The organism is Streptomyces tatrensis (assembly GCF_049310065.1).
Taxonomy (GTDB): domain Bacteria; phylum Actinomycetota; class Actinomycetes; order Streptomycetales; family Streptomycetaceae; genus Streptomyces.
Genome location: NZ_JBMDLB010000007.1, coordinates 2,371,078 through 2,388,335, shown reverse-complemented (window position 1 = coordinate 2,388,335; position 17,258 = coordinate 2,371,078). Strand labels below are relative to the sequence as shown.

Below are 17,258 nucleotides of genomic sequence, written 5' to 3'. Positions count from 1 at the left end.
CCGGGCGCGAAGGGGGTCTCCTCCGCAGAGAGGTGATCCTACTTGCCGACTGTCATCGGCACTCCCGGTAGGGTGGCGCGCGCGGCATGCGCATCCGCGAATCGGCTGCGCACCGGCAGGCGGACCACCGCCGCCGGCGCACCCATACGCACACCAGCGCACACACCCACCGGGGGGCATCAGGTGAACACCGCCGAGGCGACCGGCTTCCGCAGGGTCACGGTCGTGGCTCCCGACAGCCGCATAGACGTCGCCCTCCCCGAGGACATCGCCGTCGCCGACATCTACCCCGAGCTGCTGCGCCTCACCGGCCAGACCCAGCCCGTCGGCGCACCCACCGGCTTCCACCTGGTCCTGCGCTCCGGCACCGTCCTCGACGGCGCCCGCACCCTCGCGGCCCAGCAGGTCCTCGACGGCGAAGTACTGAGCCTGCGCCCCTTCGCGGAGTCCCTGCCGCCCGCCGTCTTCGACGACGTCTCCGACGCCGTCGCCGCCGCCGTGGTGCGCGACCGCCACCGCTGGAGCGACGACATGCTGCGCGGAGCGGGCCTGACCGGCGCCGCCGTCCTCTTCGTCCTGCTCGGCTTCGTCCTCTGGTACGCCGACCCCGTCCTGCACGACATGCACGGACTGCCCGGCATCATCGCCGGCTCCGTCGGCCTGCTCCTCACCGCCGCCGCGGGCGTCCGCGCCCGGGTCTACCGCGACCGCGGCTCCGCCGTCGCCCTCGGCCTCGCCGCCGTACCGCACCTGCTGATCGCCGGCTCCGGCATCATCGCCCCCGCCACGGGCGAGGGCCCCGGCCGGCTCCAGTTCCTCCTCGGCTGCGTCTGCGTGCTCGTCGCCTCCGTCGCCCTCGTCGCCCTCACCCCGGACGGCGACGCCCCCTTCGTCGCGACCACCTTCCTCGCCGCCACCGGGACCCTGGCCACCTTCGCCGCCATCACCGCCGACGCCGGCGCGACCTCCGCGGCGGCCGTCTGCGCCCCCGCCGCCATCGGCCTCGTCGCCTTCCTGCCCGGCCTCTCCGCCCGCTTCGCCCGGCTCCCCATCGGCTACGCCGCCCCGCAGAGCGCCACCGCCGAGTACGAGAGCCCGGACCGCTACGAGAGCGACCCGTACAACGAGCACGGCGACCGCCCCGCCGAGGGACACGACTCCGGAGCCCCGCTCGACGCCGAGGCCATCGCCGCCCAGGCCCGCCGCGGCCACGAGATGCTCCTCGGCCTCGTCGGCGGCTGCGCGGCCGTCGCCGTCGGCTCCGCCGCCGTCCTCGGCTTCTCGGACAACACCTGGGCCCGGCTCCTGGCCCTGGCCACCGGGCTCGCCATGCTGCTGCGCGCCCGGCTCTTCCGCTACACCTCCCAGGTCGCCTGCACCCTCGTGGCCGGCTTCGCCGCCCTCGGCCTGCTCGTCCTGGGGCTCGCCATGCACCCGCCGGCCGCCCTGCTCAAGGACCTCGTCCTGTACGGGGACCACAGCGGCCTGGAGATCCGTACGCTCTGGCTCTCCGCCTCCGTCGCCGCCGGCGCGGCCCTCCTCGCCGGAATTGCATTGGTCATTCCCCGCAAGGGTCTGTCACCCTTCTGGGGGCGGCTGCTCGACCTCACCGAGGCGGCGGTCCTGCTCAGCCTGGTCCCGCTGACCCTGGCCGTGCTCGACGTCTACTCCAAGGCCCGGGCTCTCACCAGCTGAGACGAGGGCCTGCGGCAGCCTGGTACGCTGTGTGACGGCCGTTTGTGTACGCGCCCCCGGAGTTTTGCCGGAGGCTGCGCTCAGCGGATCCCGCCTCCCGAGTTACGGAAGATCCCCAGAGAATTCGACCTGGGGCACTCGGTGGCTATGTAGACCTATTACAAGGAGTACGCGTGCCGCTCGACGCCGCAGTCAAGAAGCAGCTCATCGCAGAGTTTGGTGCCAAGGAGGGCGACACCGGCTCCCCCGAGGTCCAGGTCGCGATGCTGTCCCGCCGCATCTCGGACCTGACCGAGCACCTGAAGCTCCACAAGCACGACCACCACTCCCGTCGTGGTCTGCTGATCCTGGTCGGCCAGCGTCGCCGCCTGCTGCAGTACCTGGCCAAGAAGGACATCCAGCGCTTCCGTACGCTGGTCGAGCGCCTCGGCATCCGCCGCGGTGCGGCCGGCGCCAAGTAAAGACGCTGTGAAGGGAGCGGTTCCCACATTGAGGGGGCCGCTCCCTTTGCTGTACGTGCGCGACGTACCGGACGCTTTGTAGTCTGGAAGCGTTCGCTTCGTAAGACGCGCACAACTGAAGAGGAGGAGCGCCCTCCCACGCCGCCGGTCCTCGGTAGTGGCATCCGGAAAGCCCGTACGCGGCTTCGCCCGGCTGCTTCGATCGAAGACCGGCCCGCACGCCAGGAGCGCTTCTCCGCAACCGTCCACCACCACACGGGTGGCGGACGGAGACGACGAAAATGGAGAAAACGCTAGTGGAGAACGAGACCCACTACGCCGAGGCCGTCATTGACAACGGTTCCTTCGGCACCCGCACCATCCGCTTCGAGACGGGCCGTCTGGCCCGCCAGGCCGCCGGCTCCGCCGTTGCCTACCTGGACGACGACACGATGGTGCTTTCCGCCACCACCGCGTCGAAGAAGCCCAAGGACCAGCTCGACTTCTTCCCCCTCACGGTGGACGTCGAGGAGCGCCAGTACGCGGCCGGCAAGATCCCCGGCTCGTTCTTCCGCCGCGAGGGTCGCCCCTCCGAGGACGCGATCCTCACCTGTCGCCTGATCGACCGCCCGCTGCGCCCGTCCTTCAAGAAGGGCCTGCGCAACGAGATCCAGGTCGTCGCGACGATCATGGCGCTCAACCCCGACCACCTGTACGACGTCGTGGCGATCAACGCCGCCTCCGCGTCCACGCAGCTGGCCGGCCTGCCCTTCTCCGGCCCGATCGGCGGCGTCCGCGTCGCGCTGATCCGCGGCCAGTGGGTGGCCTTCCCGACGCACACCGAGCTTGAGGACGCCGTCTTCGACATGGTCGTCGCGGGCCGCGTCCTGGACGACGGCGACGTCGCGATCATGATGGTCGAGGCCGAGGCCACCGAGAAGACCATCGCCCTGATCAAGGGCGGCGCCGAGGCGCCGACCGAGGAGGTCGTGGCCGCCGGCCTCGACGCCTCGAAGCCCTTCATCAAGGCCCTCTGCAAGGCCCAGGCCGACCTGGCCGCCAAGGCCGCCAAGCCCGAGGGCGAGTTCCCGGTCTTCCTGGACTACCAGGACGACGTCTACGAGGCCCTCTCGGCCGCGGTGAAGGGCGAGCTCTCCCAGGCGCTGACCATCGCGGGCAAGCAGGACCGCGAGGCCGAGCTGGACCGCGTCAAGGAGATCGCCGCCGAGAAGCTCCTCCCGGCCTTCGAAGGCCGCGAGAAGGAGATCTCCGCCGCGTACCGGGGACTGACCAAGGCCCTGGTCCGCGAGCGCGTCATCAAGGACAAGGTCCGCATCGACGGCCGCGGGCTCACGGACATCCGTACCCTCGCCGCCGAGGTCGAGGCCATCCCGCGCGTGCACGGCTCGGCGCTGTTCGAGCGTGGCGAGACCCAGATCCTGGGCGTCACCACCCTGAACATGCTCCGTATGGAGCAGCAGCTGGACACCCTCTCCCCGGTGACCCGCAAGCGCTACATGCACAACTACAACTTCCCGCCGTACTCGGTCGGCGAGACCGGCCGCGTCGGTTCGCCGAAGCGCCGCGAGATCGGCCACGGCGCGCTCGCCGAGCGCGCGATCGTGCCGGTCCTCCCGACGCGCGAGGAGTTCCCCTACGCGATCCGCCAGGTGTCCGAGGCTCTCGGCTCCAACGGCTCGACGTCCATGGGCTCGGTCTGCGCCTCCACCATGTCGCTGCTGAACGCCGGTGTGCCCCTCAAGGCCGCCGTCGCCGGTATCGCCATGGGCCTGATCTCGCAGGAGATCGACGGCAAGACGCACTACGTCGCCCTCACCGACATCCTCGGTGCGGAGGACGCGTTCGGCGACATGGACTTCAAGGTCGCCGGCACCAAGGAGTTCGTCACCGCGCTCCAGCTGGACACCAAGCTCGACGGCATCCCGGCCTCGGTTCTGGCCGCCGCCCTCAAGCAGGCCCGCGACGCCCGCCTCCACATCCTCGACGTGATGATGGAAGCGATCGACACGCCGGACGCCATGTCCCCGTTCGCCCCCCGGATCATCACCGTCAAGATCCCGGTGGACAAGATCGGTGAGGTCATCGGCCCCAAGGGCAAGATGATCAACCAGATCCAGGAGGACACCGGCGCCGAGATCACGATCGAGGACGACGGCACCATCTACATCGGTGCCTCCGACGGCCCGGCCGCCGAGGCCGCCCGCGCCACGATCAACCAGATCGCCAACCCGACCATGCCGGAGGTCGGCGAGCGCTACCTGGGTACGGTCGTCAAGACCACCACCTTCGGTGCCTTCGTCTCCCTCATGCCCGGCAAGGACGGCCTGCTGCACATCTCGCAGATCCGCAAGCTCGCCGGTGGCAAGCGCGTGGAGAACGTCGAGGACGTGCTCGCGGTCGGCACCAAGGTCCAGGTCGAGATCGCCGAGATCGACTCCCGCGGCAAGCTCTCCCTGGTCCCCGTGATCGACGGCGAGGCCGCCGGCGACGACGCTGACAAGGACGACTCCGACAAGTGACGTCGCGTAGTTCCCGTGTGACGGCCCGCCCCTCTTCGGAGGGGCGGGCCGTCGCCCGTACCCAAACACTGCTCAAGGGCGCGAACGGCATCGGCACCGTCCGGCGCACGGTCCTCCCCGGCGGACTGCGCGTGGTCACGGAGACCCTGCCGTCCGTCCGCTCCGCCACCTTCGGGATCTGGGCGCACGTCGGCTCCCGGGACGAGACGCCTTCGCTGAACGGCGCCACGCACTACCTGGAGCACCTCCTCTTCAAGGGCACCGAGAAGCGCAGTGCCCTCGACATCTCCTCCGCGATCGACGCGGTCGGCGGAGAGATGAACGCCTTCACGGCGAAGGAGTACACCTGCTACTACGCGCGGGTGCTCGACACCGACCTGCCGCTGGCCATCGACGTCGTGTGCGACATGCTCACCGGCTCGCTGATCCTCGAATCCGATGTCGACGCCGAGCGTGGAGTCATCCTCGAAGAGATCGCGATGACCGAGGACGACCCGGGCGACATGGTCCACGACCTGTTCGCCCAGACCATGTACGGGGACACCCCGCTCGGGCGCCCCGTCCTCGGCACCGTCGACACGATCAACGCGCTCACCGCCGACCGGATCCGCCGCTTCTACAAGAAGCACTACGACCCCACCCACCTGGTCGTGGCGGCAGCGGGCAACGTCGACCACAACAAGGTCGTGCGCCAGGTCCGCGCGGCCTTCGAGAAGGCCGGCGCCCTGACCCGCACCGACGCCGAACCGGTCGGTCCGCGCTCCGGCACCAAGCGGATCCGTACCTCCGGCCGCGTCGAGCTGGTCAACCGCAAGACCGAGCAGGCCCACGTGGTCCTCGGCATGCCGGCCCTGGCCCGCACCGACGAGCGCCGCTGGGCGCTCGGCGTACTGAACACCGCGCTCGGCGGCGGCATGTCCTCCCGCCTCTTCCAGGAGGTCCGGGAGAAGCGCGGCCTCGCCTACAGCGTGTACTCGTACACCTCGGGCTTCGCCGACACCGGCCTCTTCGGCGTCTACGCCGGCTGCCGCCCCAACCAGGTCCACGACGTACTGCGGATCTGCCGGGACGAGCTGGACAAGGTCGCCGCCGACGGGCTCACCGACGAGGAGATCCGCCGGGCCGTCGGCCAGCTGTCCGGCTCCACCGTCCTCGGCCTGGAGGACACCGGCGCGATCATGAACCGCATCGGCAAGAGCGAGCTGTGCTGGGGCGACCAGATGTCGGTCGACGACCTGCTGGCCCGGATCGCGGCCGTCACCCCGGACGAAGTGCGCTCGGTCGCGCAGGACGTCCTGGCGCAGCGGCCCTCGCTCGCGGTGATCGGCCCGCTGAAGGAGAAGCAGGCGGCCCGTCTCGACGAGGCCGTCGCCTAGCCAGGCCCCTCTCAGGAGCACGTCGCCCGGGCCCCGGGACAGGGCCCGGGCCCGTACGCACTTTAAGGAATGACATGAGCAAGCTGCGCGTGGCAGTTCTCGGCGCCCAGGGCCGCATCGGCTCCGAGGCGGTCAAGGCCATCGAGGCCGCCGAGGACATGGAACTGGTGGCCGCCCTCGGCCGCGGAGACAAGCTGGAGACGCTGGCCGAAGCCGGCGCCCAGGTCGCGGTCGAGCTGACCACCCCCGCCTCGGTGATGGAGAACCTGGAGTTCCTCGTCCGCCACGGCATCCACGGAGTGGTCGGCACCACCGGCTGGACCGAGGACCGCCTCGCCCGGCTGAACACCTGGCTCGCCGCTTCCCCGGCGACCGGTGTCCTCATCGCGCCGAACTTCTCCATCGGCGCGGTCCTCACCATGAAGTTCGCCGCGCAGGCCGCGCGCTACTTCGAGTCCGTCGAGGTCATCGAGCTGCACCACCCGAACAAGGTCGACGCCCCCTCCGGCACGGCGACCCGTACGGCGCAGCTCATCGCGGCCGCCCGCGCCGAGGCCGGCCTCGGCGCGCAGCCCGACGCCACCGCCACCGCGCTCGACGGCGCGCGCGGCGCGGACGTCGACGGCGTCCCGGTGCACGCGATCCGCCTCCGCGGGCTGCTGGCCCACCAGGAGGTGCTCCTCGGCGGCGAGGGCGAGACCCTGACGATCCGTCACGACTCCCTGCACCACAGCAGCTTCATGCCGGGCATCCTGCTCGGCGCGCGCCGCGTGACGCAGACTCCGGGCCTCACCTTCGGCCTGGAAAACTTCCTCGAACTCGGCTGACGAGCAGGCGGCGGCACCCATGCGCGCGAAGATCCTCTACTTCATCACGGCCGCGGTCCTGGTCGTGTACTTCGTCCTGGTCGGCAGCAGGGGCCTGATGCTGATCCGGCACGGGACCTGGCTCACCGTCACCTTCGGGGTGGCGGTGCTGATCCTGCCGGTCATCGGCGTCTGGTTCCTCTGGAAGAACACCCAGTTCGTCACCAGGGCCAACCAGCTCGGAGCCGAGCTGGAGGCCGAGGGCGGACTGCCCGTGGACGAGCTGGAGCGGGACAAGTACGGCCGGATCCTGCGGGACTCGGCCGACGAGGTCTTCGCGCGCCGCAGGGCCGAGACGGAGGACGCGCCGGGGGACTGGCGCAGCTGGTTCCGCCTCGCCATCGCCTACCACGACGCCCGCGACACCCCGCGGGCCCGCAAGGCCATGCAGCGGGCCATCTCCCTGCACGACGGAAAGCCCGTACAAGCCTGAGCCTGTACGGGCTTCCCGTGCGCGCTGCGCCCGCTCAGGGGCGCGCGTGGGGGTGTTCTCAGGCCGGTACGGCCCGGTATTCGTCGGCCCAGGCCCCGACCGAGTCGGCGGCCCGGTCGAAGGCTTCGGTCCGCGACAGGAAATCGGCGCTGTGGTCGGTCAGCAGCACCGGCAGCTCGGAGCCGCCGCGCGCCGCCACCGTCAGGGCCTGGCCCTGCACGGTCCTCGGCAGCCCGAGCCAGCGCACGGGCTGCTGCACCGTGCGGACTTCGCCGACCTGGTTCCAGGGGATCGAGCGGGTGATGAAGAATCCCGCCACGCGCAGCCCCTTGGGGCTCACCCAGACGCCCGTGCGCAGCAGCCGCAGGGCGGAGCCGACCACGGCCAGCGAGGCGAGCAGACCGCCCAGGGCGCCCGCCCAGGTGCCGGCGGCCACGATGATCACCGTGGCGAACAGCATGAACGAGCCGAGCAGCAGCATCACCGCGGCGATGGCCACCCGCCAGGGCCCCGGACGGTAGGGGCGACGCCACCGGTCCGGGTCTTCGTAGGGGAGCGTCTCCCCGTTGTCGTGCGCGTCGAATGCGCTGTCGGCCGTCAGGAAGGGCAGGGGCACGGCAGGACCTCACTCACATGCACGTTCGGTTGGGCTGTGCCCGTGAGGCTACCGTCCCTCGGATGCCTCCGACTGCTGCGACTTCGCCGGTGCGTGGCTCGGCTGCAGTGCGGGGATGCCGAAGAGCAGCGATCCGACGAGCCCCGCCACGACGGTCAGTCCGACCAGACTACGGGCGGCGATCTGGGTCTTGCCCAGACTCTCGCGCGGCGGCGGAGTGACGTTGCTGCGGAATCGGTCGGCCTCGGCGACGAAGGCGAACGGGACGGGTTCGCGCCGGCGGAACATGGGAACGACTCTCCTCACGGTCGGGGCCCTGGGGCGGTGGGGGCAGGATGGACGGGCGTTCTACCGGGTAGGACGTGCGAAAGGCCCGATCGGTGCCGATTTTCGGGACATTAACCAAATTTTATGGCGCCGCGTCAGCTCAGCCGGCCGCGAGCCGACGGTGCCCGGTACGGCCCGATCATCCGGCTCCGCACGGATGTGCGGAACAAGTCCGAAGTGTCCGTATTGCCACGTTTCGTAAAGTTCATCTAGGCTGATCAAACGGACCCGGCACTGCTTGAACCCCCGAGCAGGCAGTGCCGGGCTCCAACACCCTCATCACGTCCCCCGAGGGGACACCGCGAGCATGGCAGCGAGTAGCGTGTTACCCATGGCTCCGATCTCGACTCCGCAGACCCCCTTCGGGCGGGTCCTCACCGCCATGATCACGCCGTTTACGGCGGATGGCGCACTTGACCTCGATGGCGCGCAGCAGCTCGCCGTCCACCTGGTGGACGCAGGCAACGACGGCCTGATCATCAACGGCACCACCGGTGAGTCGCCGACCACCACTGACGCGGAGAAAAACGACCTCGTACGAGCCGTACTCGAAGCGGTCGGAGACCGGGCGCACGTGGTCGCCGGCATCGGCACCAATGACACCCGTCACACCCTCGAACTGGCCCGCCAGGCCGAGCGCACCGGCGCCCACGGCCTGCTCGCGGTCACCCCGTACTACAGCAAGCCGCCGCAGGAGGGCCTCTTCCGGCACTTCACGGCGATCGCCGACGCCACCGAGCTCCCGGTCATGCTCTACGACATCCCGGGCCGCAGCGGTGTCCCGATCAATACCGAAACACTCGTCCGGCTGGCCGAGCACCCCCGTATCGTTGCCAACAAGGACGCCAAGGGCGACCTCGGACGCGCCAGCTGGGCCATCGCACAGAGCGGCCTGGCGTGGTACTCCGGTGACGACATGCTGAACCTGCCTCTCCTGTCGGTCGGCGCGGTCGGCTTCGTCTCCGTGGTCGGTCACGTGGTCTCTCCCGAGCTCCGCGAGATGCTCGAGGCCCACCTGGGCGGCGACGTCCAGAAGGCCACCGAGATCCACCAGAAGCTGCTCCCCGTCTTCACCGGCATGTTCCGCACCCAGGGTGTGATCACCACCAAGGGCGCACTGAACCTGCAGGGCCTGCCCGCGGGCCCGCTGCGGCTCCCGCTGGTCGAGCTGACCGCCGAAGAGACGGCGCAGCTCAAGATCGATCTTGCCGCCGGCGGGGTACAGCTCTGACATCAGACTTCACAACTGAATAAGCAGAACCACACAAGACAACAGCAAGTGCACGAATGACATGCGCGCCACGTGCCTCGACGGGTACGTGGCCGCGCGTGGTGAAGGAGAACCTTTTGAGCCATCCGCATCCTGAACTCGGTCCGCCGCCGAAGCTCCCCAAGGGCGGCCTTCGGGTCACCCCCCTGGGCGGTCTCGGTGAGATCGGCCGCAACATGACCGTCTTCGAGTTCGACGGCCGCCTGCTCATCGTCGACTGCGGTGTCCTCTTCCCCGAAGAGGAGCAGCCGGGCATCGACCTGATCCTGCCGGACTTCTCGTCCATCAGGGACCGGCTCGACGACATCGAGGGCATCGTCCTCACGCACGGCCACGAAGACCACATCGGCGCCGTCCCCTACCTCCTCCGGGAGAAGCCGGACATCCCGCTGATCGGCTCCAAGCTGACGCTGGCGCTCATCGAGGCCAAGCTCCAGGAGCACCGCATCCGCCCCTACACCCTCGAGGTGAAGGAAGGCGAGCGCGAGAACCTCGGGCCCTTCGACTGCGAGTTCATCGCGGTCAACCACTCCATCCCGGACGCCCTGGCCGTGGCCATCCGCACCGGCGCCGGCATGGTCGTGTGCACCGGTGACTTCAAGATGGACCAGCTCCCGCTGGACAACCGCCTCACCGACCTGCACGCCTTCGCGCGCCTGAGCGAAGAGGGCATCGACCTTCTCCTCTCGGACTCGACGAACGCCGAGGTCCCGGGCTTCGTCCCGCCCGAGCGCGAGATCTCGAACGTCCTGCGCACGGTTTTCGCGAACGCCAACAACCGGATCATCGTGGCGAGCTTCGCGAGCCACGTGCACCGCATCCAGCAGATCCTCGACGCCGCTCACGAGTACGGCCGCAGGGTCGCCTTCGTCGGCCGCTCGATGGTCCGCAACATGGGCATCGCCCGTGACCTGGGCTACCTGAAGGTTCCGGCCGGTCTGGTCGTGGACGTCAAGACCCTCGACGACCTGCCGGCCCACGAGGTCGTCCTGGTCTGCACGGGTTCGCAGGGCGAGCCGATGGCGGCCCTGTCCCGCATGGCGAACCGCGACCACCAGATCCGGATCGTCCCGGGCGACACGGTCATCCTGGCCTCGTCGCTCATCCCGGGCAACGAGAACGCGGTCTACCGCGTGATCAACGGCCTGACCCGCTGGGGCGCCAACGTCGTGCACAAGGGCAATGCCAAGGTGCACGTCTCCGGCCACGCCTCCGCCGGCGAGCTGCTGTACTTCTACAACATCTGCAAGCCGCGGAACCTGATGCCGGTCCACGGCGAATGGCGCCACCTGCGCGCCAACGCAGAGCTCGGCGCCCTGACGGGCGTACCGAAGGACCGCATCGTCATCGCCGAGGACGGCGTCGTCGTCGACCTCATCGACGGCAAGGCCCGCATCTCGGGCAAGGTCCAGGCCGGCTACGTCTACGTGGACGGCCTCTCGGTCGGCGACGTCACCGAAGCCCACCTCAAGGACCGCAAGATCCTCGGTGACGAGGGCATCATCTCGGTCTACGTCGTGGTGGACAGCACCACCGGCAAGATCGTCAGCGGCCCGAACATCCAGGCCCGCGGCTCCGGCATCGAGGACTCGGCGTTCTCGTCCGTCCTGCCGAAGATCGAGGAAGCCATCGCCCGAGCCGCAGCGGACGGTGTGGCCGAGCCGCACCAGATCCAGCAGCTCATCCGCCGCACGATGGGCAAGTGGGTCTCGGACGGCTACCGCCGGCGCCCGATGATCCTCCCGGTCGTCGTCGAGGTCTGAGCCTCGCCGTAGCGACCACACCGGAGCGGGGCAACCGGATTTGCATCCGGGGGCCCCGCTCCAGTACGTTTACGTCTCCACCTCGCACGGCCCCCCGGTACACACGTGTGCCCGGCCATGTCGATGCGGGCGGGTGGGATTCCAGAGCAGGGAAACCTGATAAAGTCTGGCTCGCCCGAAAGGGAATGGCTCTCCAATGGCCGTCCAATTCAAATCCAAGTCGGAAACGACACGGAAATGATCTGGTAGAGTTGGAATCGCCGGAAAGGGAAACGCGAAAGCGAAGAACTGGAAAGCGAAACCCGCTTCGACCGGGAATCGGACACGAGAGAGTCTGATAGAGTCGGAAACGCAAGAACAGAACGAAAGCCCGGAGGAAAGCCCCAGTAATTGTTACTGAGGGTGAGTACAAAGGAAGCGTCCGTTCCTTGAGAACTCAACAGCGTGCCAAAAATCAACGCCAAAAAGTTGATACCCCGTCCATTTCGGTGGATGAGGTTCCTTTGAAAAAGACCTGTGAGGTCACTGGCTTCGGCCACGACACTTGCAGGCAATTACACAGCGAGGACGCAGTGGACGGTCGGTCTTATTCCGACATGACTGTCCCGCTCTAAGTGCGTGTGCACCGGATTACCGGTAAACATTCATGGAGAGTTTGATCCTGGCTCAGGACGAACGCTGGCGGCGTGCTTAACACATGCAAGTCGAACGATGAAGCCCTTCGGGGTGGATTAGTGGCGAACGGGTGAGTAACACGTGGGCAATCTGCCCTTCACTCTGGGACAAGCCCTGGAAACGGGGTCTAATACCGGATAACACTCCTGCCTGCATGGGCGGGGGTTAAAAGCTCCGGCGGTGAAGGATGAGCCCGCGGCCTATCAGCTTGTTGGTGGGGTAATGGCCCACCAAGGCGACGACGGGTAGCCGGCCTGAGAGGGCGACCGGCCACACTGGGACTGAGACACGGCCCAGACTCCTACGGGAGGCAGCAGTGGGGAATATTGCACAATGGGCGAAAGCCTGATGCAGCGACGCCGCGTGAGGGATGACGGCCTTCGGGTTGTAAACCTCTTTCAGCAGGGAAGAAGCGAAAGTGACGGTACCTGCAGAAGAAGCGCCGGCTAACTACGTGCCAGCAGCCGCGGTAATACGTAGGGCGCAAGCGTTGTCCGGAATTATTGGGCGTAAAGAGCTCGTAGGCGGCTTGTCACGTCGGATGTGAAAGCCCGAGGCTTAACCTCGGGTCTGCATTCGATACGGGCTAGCTAGAGTGTGGTAGGGGAGATCGGAATTCCTGGTGTAGCGGTGAAATGCGCAGATATCAGGAGGAACACCGGTGGCGAAGGCGGATCTCTGGGCCATTACTGACGCTGAGGAGCGAAAGCGTGGGGAGCGAACAGGATTAGATACCCTGGTAGTCCACGCCGTAAACGTTGGGAACTAGGTGTTGGCGACATTCCACGTCGTCGGTGCCGCAGCTAACGCATTAAGTTCCCCGCCTGGGGAGTACGGCCGCAAGGCTAAAACTCAAAGGAATTGACGGGGGCCCGCACAAGCAGCGGAGCATGTGGCTTAATTCGACGCAACGCGAAGAACCTTACCAAGGCTTGACATATACCGGAAAGCATTAGAGATAGTGCCCCCCTTGTGGTCGGTATACAGGTGGTGCATGGCTGTCGTCAGCTCGTGTCGTGAGATGTTGGGTTAAGTCCCGCAACGAGCGCAACCCTTGTCCTGTGTTGCCAGCATGCCCTTCGGGGTGATGGGGACTCACAGGAGACCGCCGGGGTCAACTCGGAGGAAGGTGGGGACGACGTCAAGTCATCATGCCCCTTATGTCTTGGGCTGCACACGTGCTACAATGGCCGGTACAATGAGCTGCGATACCGTGAGGTGGAGCGAATCTCAAAAAGCCGGTCTCAGTTCGGATTGGGGTCTGCAACTCGACCCCATGAAGTCGGAGTTGCTAGTAATCGCAGATCAGCATTGCTGCGGTGAATACGTTCCCGGGCCTTGTACACACCGCCCGTCACGTCACGAAAGTCGGTAACACCCGAAGCCGGTGGCCCAACCCGTAAGGGAGGGAGCTGTCGAAGGTGGGACTGGCGATTGGGACGAAGTCGTAACAAGGTAGCCGTACCGGAAGGTGCGGCTGGATCACCTCCTTTCTAAGGAGCACAGTACCGATTGCAGACAAACGTTCTGCACGGTCAGCTCAGGGTGGAACGTTGATTAGTTGGCACGGTTTCCAAAACCTTCTGTAAGTACTGCTTCGGCGTGGAAAACAGGAAGAGTGGCGGGGATCGTGCTTGGCACGTTGTTGGGTATCTGAGGGTACGGCCGAAAGGCTTTATCTTCGTGATGCCGGCCCCAGTGAACTTCGTCTGCGGATGAGGGTGATGGGTGACTGGTCGTTGCTTGAGAACTACACAGTGGACGCGAGCATCTGTAGGCCAAGTTTTTAAGGGCGCACGGTGGATGCCTTGGCACCAGGAACCGATGAAGGACGTGAGAGGCCGCGATAGGCCCCGGGGAGCTGCCAACTGAGCTTTGATCCGGGGGTGTCCGAATGGGGAAACCCGGCAGTCGTCATGGGCTGTCACCCACTGCTGAACACATAGGCAGTGTGGAGGGAACGCGGGGAAGTGAAACATCTCAGTACCCGCAGGAAGAGAAAACAACCGTGATTCCGGGAGTAGTGGCGAGCGAAACCGGATGAGGCCAAACCGTATGCGTGTGATACCCGGCAGGGGTTGCGCATGCGGGGTTGTGGGAATTCTTTTGATCGGTCTGCCGGCCGGTCGGCGAGTCAGAAACCGTTGATGTAGTCGAAGGACATGCGAAAGGTCCGGCGTAGAGGGTAAGACCCCCGTAGACGAAACATCAGCGGCTTGCTTAAGAATCTCCCAAGTAGCACGGGGCCCGAGAAATCCCGTGTGAATCTGGCGGGACCACCCGCTAAGCCTAAATATTCCCTGGTGACCGATAGCGGATAGTACCGTGAGGGAATGGTGAAAAGTACCGCGGGAGCGGAGTGAAATAGTACCTGAAACCGTGTGCCTACAAGCCGTGGGAGCGTCGCCGTTATTCTTCGGAATAACGGTCGTGACTGCGTGCCTTTTGAAGAATGAGCCTGCGAGTTAGCGGTGTGTAGCGAGGTTAACCCGTGTGGGGAAGCCGTAGCGAAAGCGAGTCCGAATAGGGCGATTGAGTTGCACGCTCTAGACCCGAAGCGGAGTGATCTAGCCATGGGCAGGTTGAAGCGGAGGTAAGACTTCGTGGAGGACCGAACCCACCAGGGTTGAAAACCTGGGGGATGACCTGTGGTTAGGGGTGAAAGGCCAATCAAACTCCGTGATAGCTGGTTCTCCCCGAAATGCATTTAGGTGCAGCGTCACGTGTTTCTTGCCGGAGGTAGAGCACTGGATAGGCGATGGGCCCTACCGGGTTACTGACCTTAGCCAAACTCCGAATGCCGGTAAGTGAGAGCGTGGCAGTGAGACTGTGGGGGATAAGCTCCATGGTCGAGAGGGAAACAGCCCAGAGCATCGACTAAGGCCCCTAAGCGTACGCTAAGTGGGAAAGGATGTGGAGTCGCAGAGACAACCAGGAGGTTGGCTTAGAAGCAGCCACCCTTGAAAGAGTGCGTAATAGCTCACTGGTCAAGTGATTCCGCGCCGACAATGTAGCGGGGCTCAAGCGTACCGCCGAAGTCGTGTCATTGCAGCAATAGGGCCAACGCCCGCTGTGATGGGTAGGGGAGCGTCGTGTGCCGGGTGAAGCAGCAGCGGAAGCTAGTTGTGGACGGTTCACGAGTGAGAATGCAGGCATGAGTAGCGATACACACGTGAGAAACGTGTGCGCCGATTGACTAAGGGTTCCTGGGTCAAGCTGATCTGCCCAGGGTAAGTCGGGACCTAAGGCGAGGCCGACAGGCGTAGTCGATGGACAACCGGTTGATATTCCGGTACCCGCTTTGAAACGCCCAATATCGAATCAGGCGATGCTAAGCCCGTGAAGCCGTTCCGGACCCTTCGGGGAAAGGAAAGTGGTGGAGCCGGTGACCCAGACTTGTAGTAGGTAAGCGATGGGGTGACGCAGGAAGGTAGTCCAGCCCGGGCGGTGGTAGTCCCGGGGTAAGGGTGTAGGCCGAGGGGTAGGCAAATCCGTCCCTCATATAAGGCTGAGACCTGATGCCGAGCCGATTGTGGTGAAGTGGATGATCCTATGCTGTCGAGAAAAGCCTCTAGCGAGTTTCATAGCGGCCCGTACCCTAAACCGACTCAGGTGGTCAGGTAGAGAATACCGAGGCGTTCGGGTGAACTATGGTTAAGGAACTCGGCAAAATGCCCCCGTAACTTCGGGAGAAGGGGGGCCATCACTGGTGATCGGATTTACTCCGTGAGCTGGGGGTGGCCGCAGAGACCAGCGAGAAGCGACTGTTTACTAAAAACACAGGTCCGTGCGAAGCCGTAAGGCGATGTATACGGACTGACGCCTGCCCGGTGCTGGAACGTTAAGGGGACCGGTTAGTCACATTTCGGTGTGGCGAAGCTGAGAACTTAAGCGCCAGTAAACGGCGGTGGTAACTATAACCATCCTAAGGTAGCGAAATTCCTTGTCGGGTAAGTTCCGACCTGCACGAATGGCGTAACGACTTCTCGACTGTCTCAACCATAGGCCCGGTGAAATTGCACTACGAGTAAAGATGCTCGTTTCGCGCAGCAGGACGGAAAGACCCCGGGACCTTTACTATAGTTTGATATTGGTGTTCGGTTCGGCTTGTGTAGGATAGGTGGGAGACTTTGAAGCGGCCACGCCAGTGGTTGTGGAGTCGTCGTTGAAATACCACTCTGGTCGTGCTGGATGTCTAACCTCGGTCCGTGATCCGGATCAGGGACAGTGTCTGATGGGTAGTTTAACTGGGGCGGTTGCCTCCCAAAAAGTAACGGAGGCGCCCAAAGGTTCCCTCAGCCTGGTTGGCAATCAGGTGTTGAGTGTAAGTGCACAAGGGAGCTTGACTGTGAGACCGACGGGTCGAGCAGGGACGAAAGTCGGGACTAGTGATCCGGCGGTGGCTTGTGGAAGCGCCGTCGCTCAACGGATAAAAGGTACCCCGGGGATAACAGGCTGATCTTCCCCAAGAGTCCATATCGACGGGATGGTTTGGCACCTCGATGTCGGCTCGTCGCATCCTGGGGCTGGAGTCGGTCCCAAGGGTTGGGCTGTTCGCCCATTAAAGCGGTACGCGAGCTGGGTTTAGAACGTCGTGAGACAGTTCGGTCCCTATCCGCTGTGCGCGTAGGAATATTGAGAAGGGCTGTCCCTAGTACGAGAGGACCGGGACGGACGAACCTCTGGTGTGCCAGTTGTCCTGCCAAGGGCATGGCTGGTTGGCTACGTTCGGGAGGGATAACCGCTGAAAGCATCTAAGCGGGAAGCCTGCTTCAAGATGAGTATTCCCACCTCCTTGAGAGGGTAAGGCTCCCAGTAGACGACTGGGTTGATAGGCCAGATGTGGAAGCCCGGTAACGGGTGGAGCTGACTGGTACTAATAGGCCGAGGGCTTGTCCTCAGTTGCTCGCGTCCACTGTGTTAGTTCTGAAGTAACGAACTGTGTCATATCCGGTTTGGTTAACTTCATAGTGTTTCGGTGGTCATAGCGTTAGGGAAACGCCCGGTTTACATTCCGAACCCGGAAGCTAAGCCTTTCAGCGCCGATGGTACTGCAGGGGGGACCCTGTGGGAGAGTAGGACGCCGCCGAACAACCCGCCCTTTTAGCTCAGTCGGTAGAGCGTCTCCATGGTAAGGAGAAGGTCAACGGTTCGATTCCGTTAAAGGGCTCCAAAACGAGAAGGCCCCCGCCAATGGCGGGGGCCTTTTTGCGTTTCCGTGAGTATTCTTCGAGTTGATCTTGAGAATCTTGTTCAT

At 65.2% G+C, this 17,258-nt stretch carries 10 protein-coding genes, 1 tRNA gene and 3 rRNA genes; 12 read left to right on the top strand and 2 right to left on the bottom strand.

The annotated features are described in order from the left end of the window. Window positions 1-183: 183 nt before the first annotated feature. From eccD to ACODT5_RS14010, 6 genes are all read left to right on the top strand, one after another. Window positions 184-1,695, top strand: a complete 1,512-nt coding sequence (gene eccD, locus ACODT5_RS14035; protein WP_422519483.1) for a type VII secretion integral membrane protein EccD — start codon at window positions 184-186, stop codon at window positions 1,693-1,695. 173 nt (window positions 1,696-1,868) lie between these two features. Then, the gene (gene rpsO / locus ACODT5_RS14030; RefSeq protein ID WP_267758433.1) at window positions 1,869-2,156 is read left to right on the top strand and encodes a 30S ribosomal protein S15; all 288 of its coding nucleotides are present in this window, start codon (window positions 1,869-1,871) and stop codon (window positions 2,154-2,156) included. 296 nt (window positions 2,157-2,452) lie between these two features. Then, entirely contained in the window at window positions 2,453-4,675 is a 2,223-nt protein-coding gene (locus ACODT5_RS14025; protein WP_422519656.1) for a polyribonucleotide nucleotidyltransferase, read from the top strand. Beyond that, window positions 4,672-6,051, top strand: a complete 1,380-nt coding sequence (locus ACODT5_RS14020; RefSeq protein ID WP_422519482.1) for a M16 family metallopeptidase — start codon at window positions 4,672-4,674, stop codon at window positions 6,049-6,051. The genes ACODT5_RS14025 and ACODT5_RS14020 overlap by 4 nt, the downstream gene beginning before the upstream one ends. Window positions 6,052-6,125: 74 nt before the next feature. Further along, on the top strand, window positions 6,126-6,878 hold the full coding sequence (gene dapB / locus ACODT5_RS14015) for a 4-hydroxy-tetrahydrodipicolinate reductase (RefSeq protein ID WP_422519481.1): 753 nt from the start codon (window positions 6,126-6,128) through the stop codon (window positions 6,876-6,878). 19 nt (window positions 6,879-6,897) lie between these two features. Then, entirely contained in the window at window positions 6,898-7,350 is a 453-nt protein-coding gene (locus ACODT5_RS14010) for a tetratricopeptide repeat protein (protein WP_356514819.1), read from the top strand. Window positions 7,351-7,408: 58 nt separating this feature from the next. Here ACODT5_RS14010 and ACODT5_RS14005 read toward each other — a convergent pair whose 3' ends face one another. Together ACODT5_RS14005 and ACODT5_RS14000 are read right to left on the bottom strand one after the other, a co-directional pair. Continuing rightward, complete coding sequence (locus ACODT5_RS14005; protein WP_422519480.1) at window positions 7,409-7,966, bottom strand: YdbT family protein; 558 nt, start codon at window positions 7,964-7,966, stop codon at window positions 7,409-7,411. 48 nt (window positions 7,967-8,014) lie between these two features. After that, window positions 8,015-8,254, bottom strand: a complete 240-nt coding sequence (locus tag ACODT5_RS14000; RefSeq protein WP_266904009.1) for a hypothetical protein — start codon at window positions 8,252-8,254, stop codon at window positions 8,015-8,017. A 370-nt stretch (window positions 8,255-8,624) separates the two neighbouring features. Between ACODT5_RS14000 and dapA the strand changes: the two genes are divergently transcribed. From dapA to ACODT5_RS13970, 6 genes are all read left to right on the top strand, one after another. Further along, complete coding sequence (gene dapA, locus ACODT5_RS13995) at window positions 8,625-9,524, top strand: 4-hydroxy-tetrahydrodipicolinate synthase (protein WP_266904008.1); 900 nt, start codon at window positions 8,625-8,627, stop codon at window positions 9,522-9,524. A 116-nt stretch (window positions 9,525-9,640) separates the two neighbouring features. Next, window positions 9,641-11,326, top strand: coding sequence for a ribonuclease J (locus ACODT5_RS13990; RefSeq protein WP_327255224.1), 1,686 nt, complete (start codon window positions 9,641-9,643; stop codon window positions 11,324-11,326). Between the two features lie 643 nt (window positions 11,327-11,969). Further along, window positions 11,970-13,494, top strand: a 16S ribosomal RNA gene (locus ACODT5_RS13985). Window positions 13,495-13,777: 283 nt separating this feature from the next. Continuing rightward, window positions 13,778-16,901: ribosomal RNA gene (locus ACODT5_RS13980) — 23S ribosomal RNA — on the top strand. A 74-nt stretch (window positions 16,902-16,975) separates the two neighbouring features. Then, window positions 16,976-17,093 (top strand): 5S ribosomal RNA (gene rrf, locus ACODT5_RS13975). Together the 16S, 23S and 5S rRNA genes with 1 tRNA gene alongside form the textbook arrangement of a ribosomal RNA operon. Window positions 17,094-17,098: 5 nt before the next feature. Then, window positions 17,099-17,174 (top strand) — tRNA-Thr (locus tag ACODT5_RS13970). Window positions 17,175-17,258 lie beyond the last annotated feature (84 nt).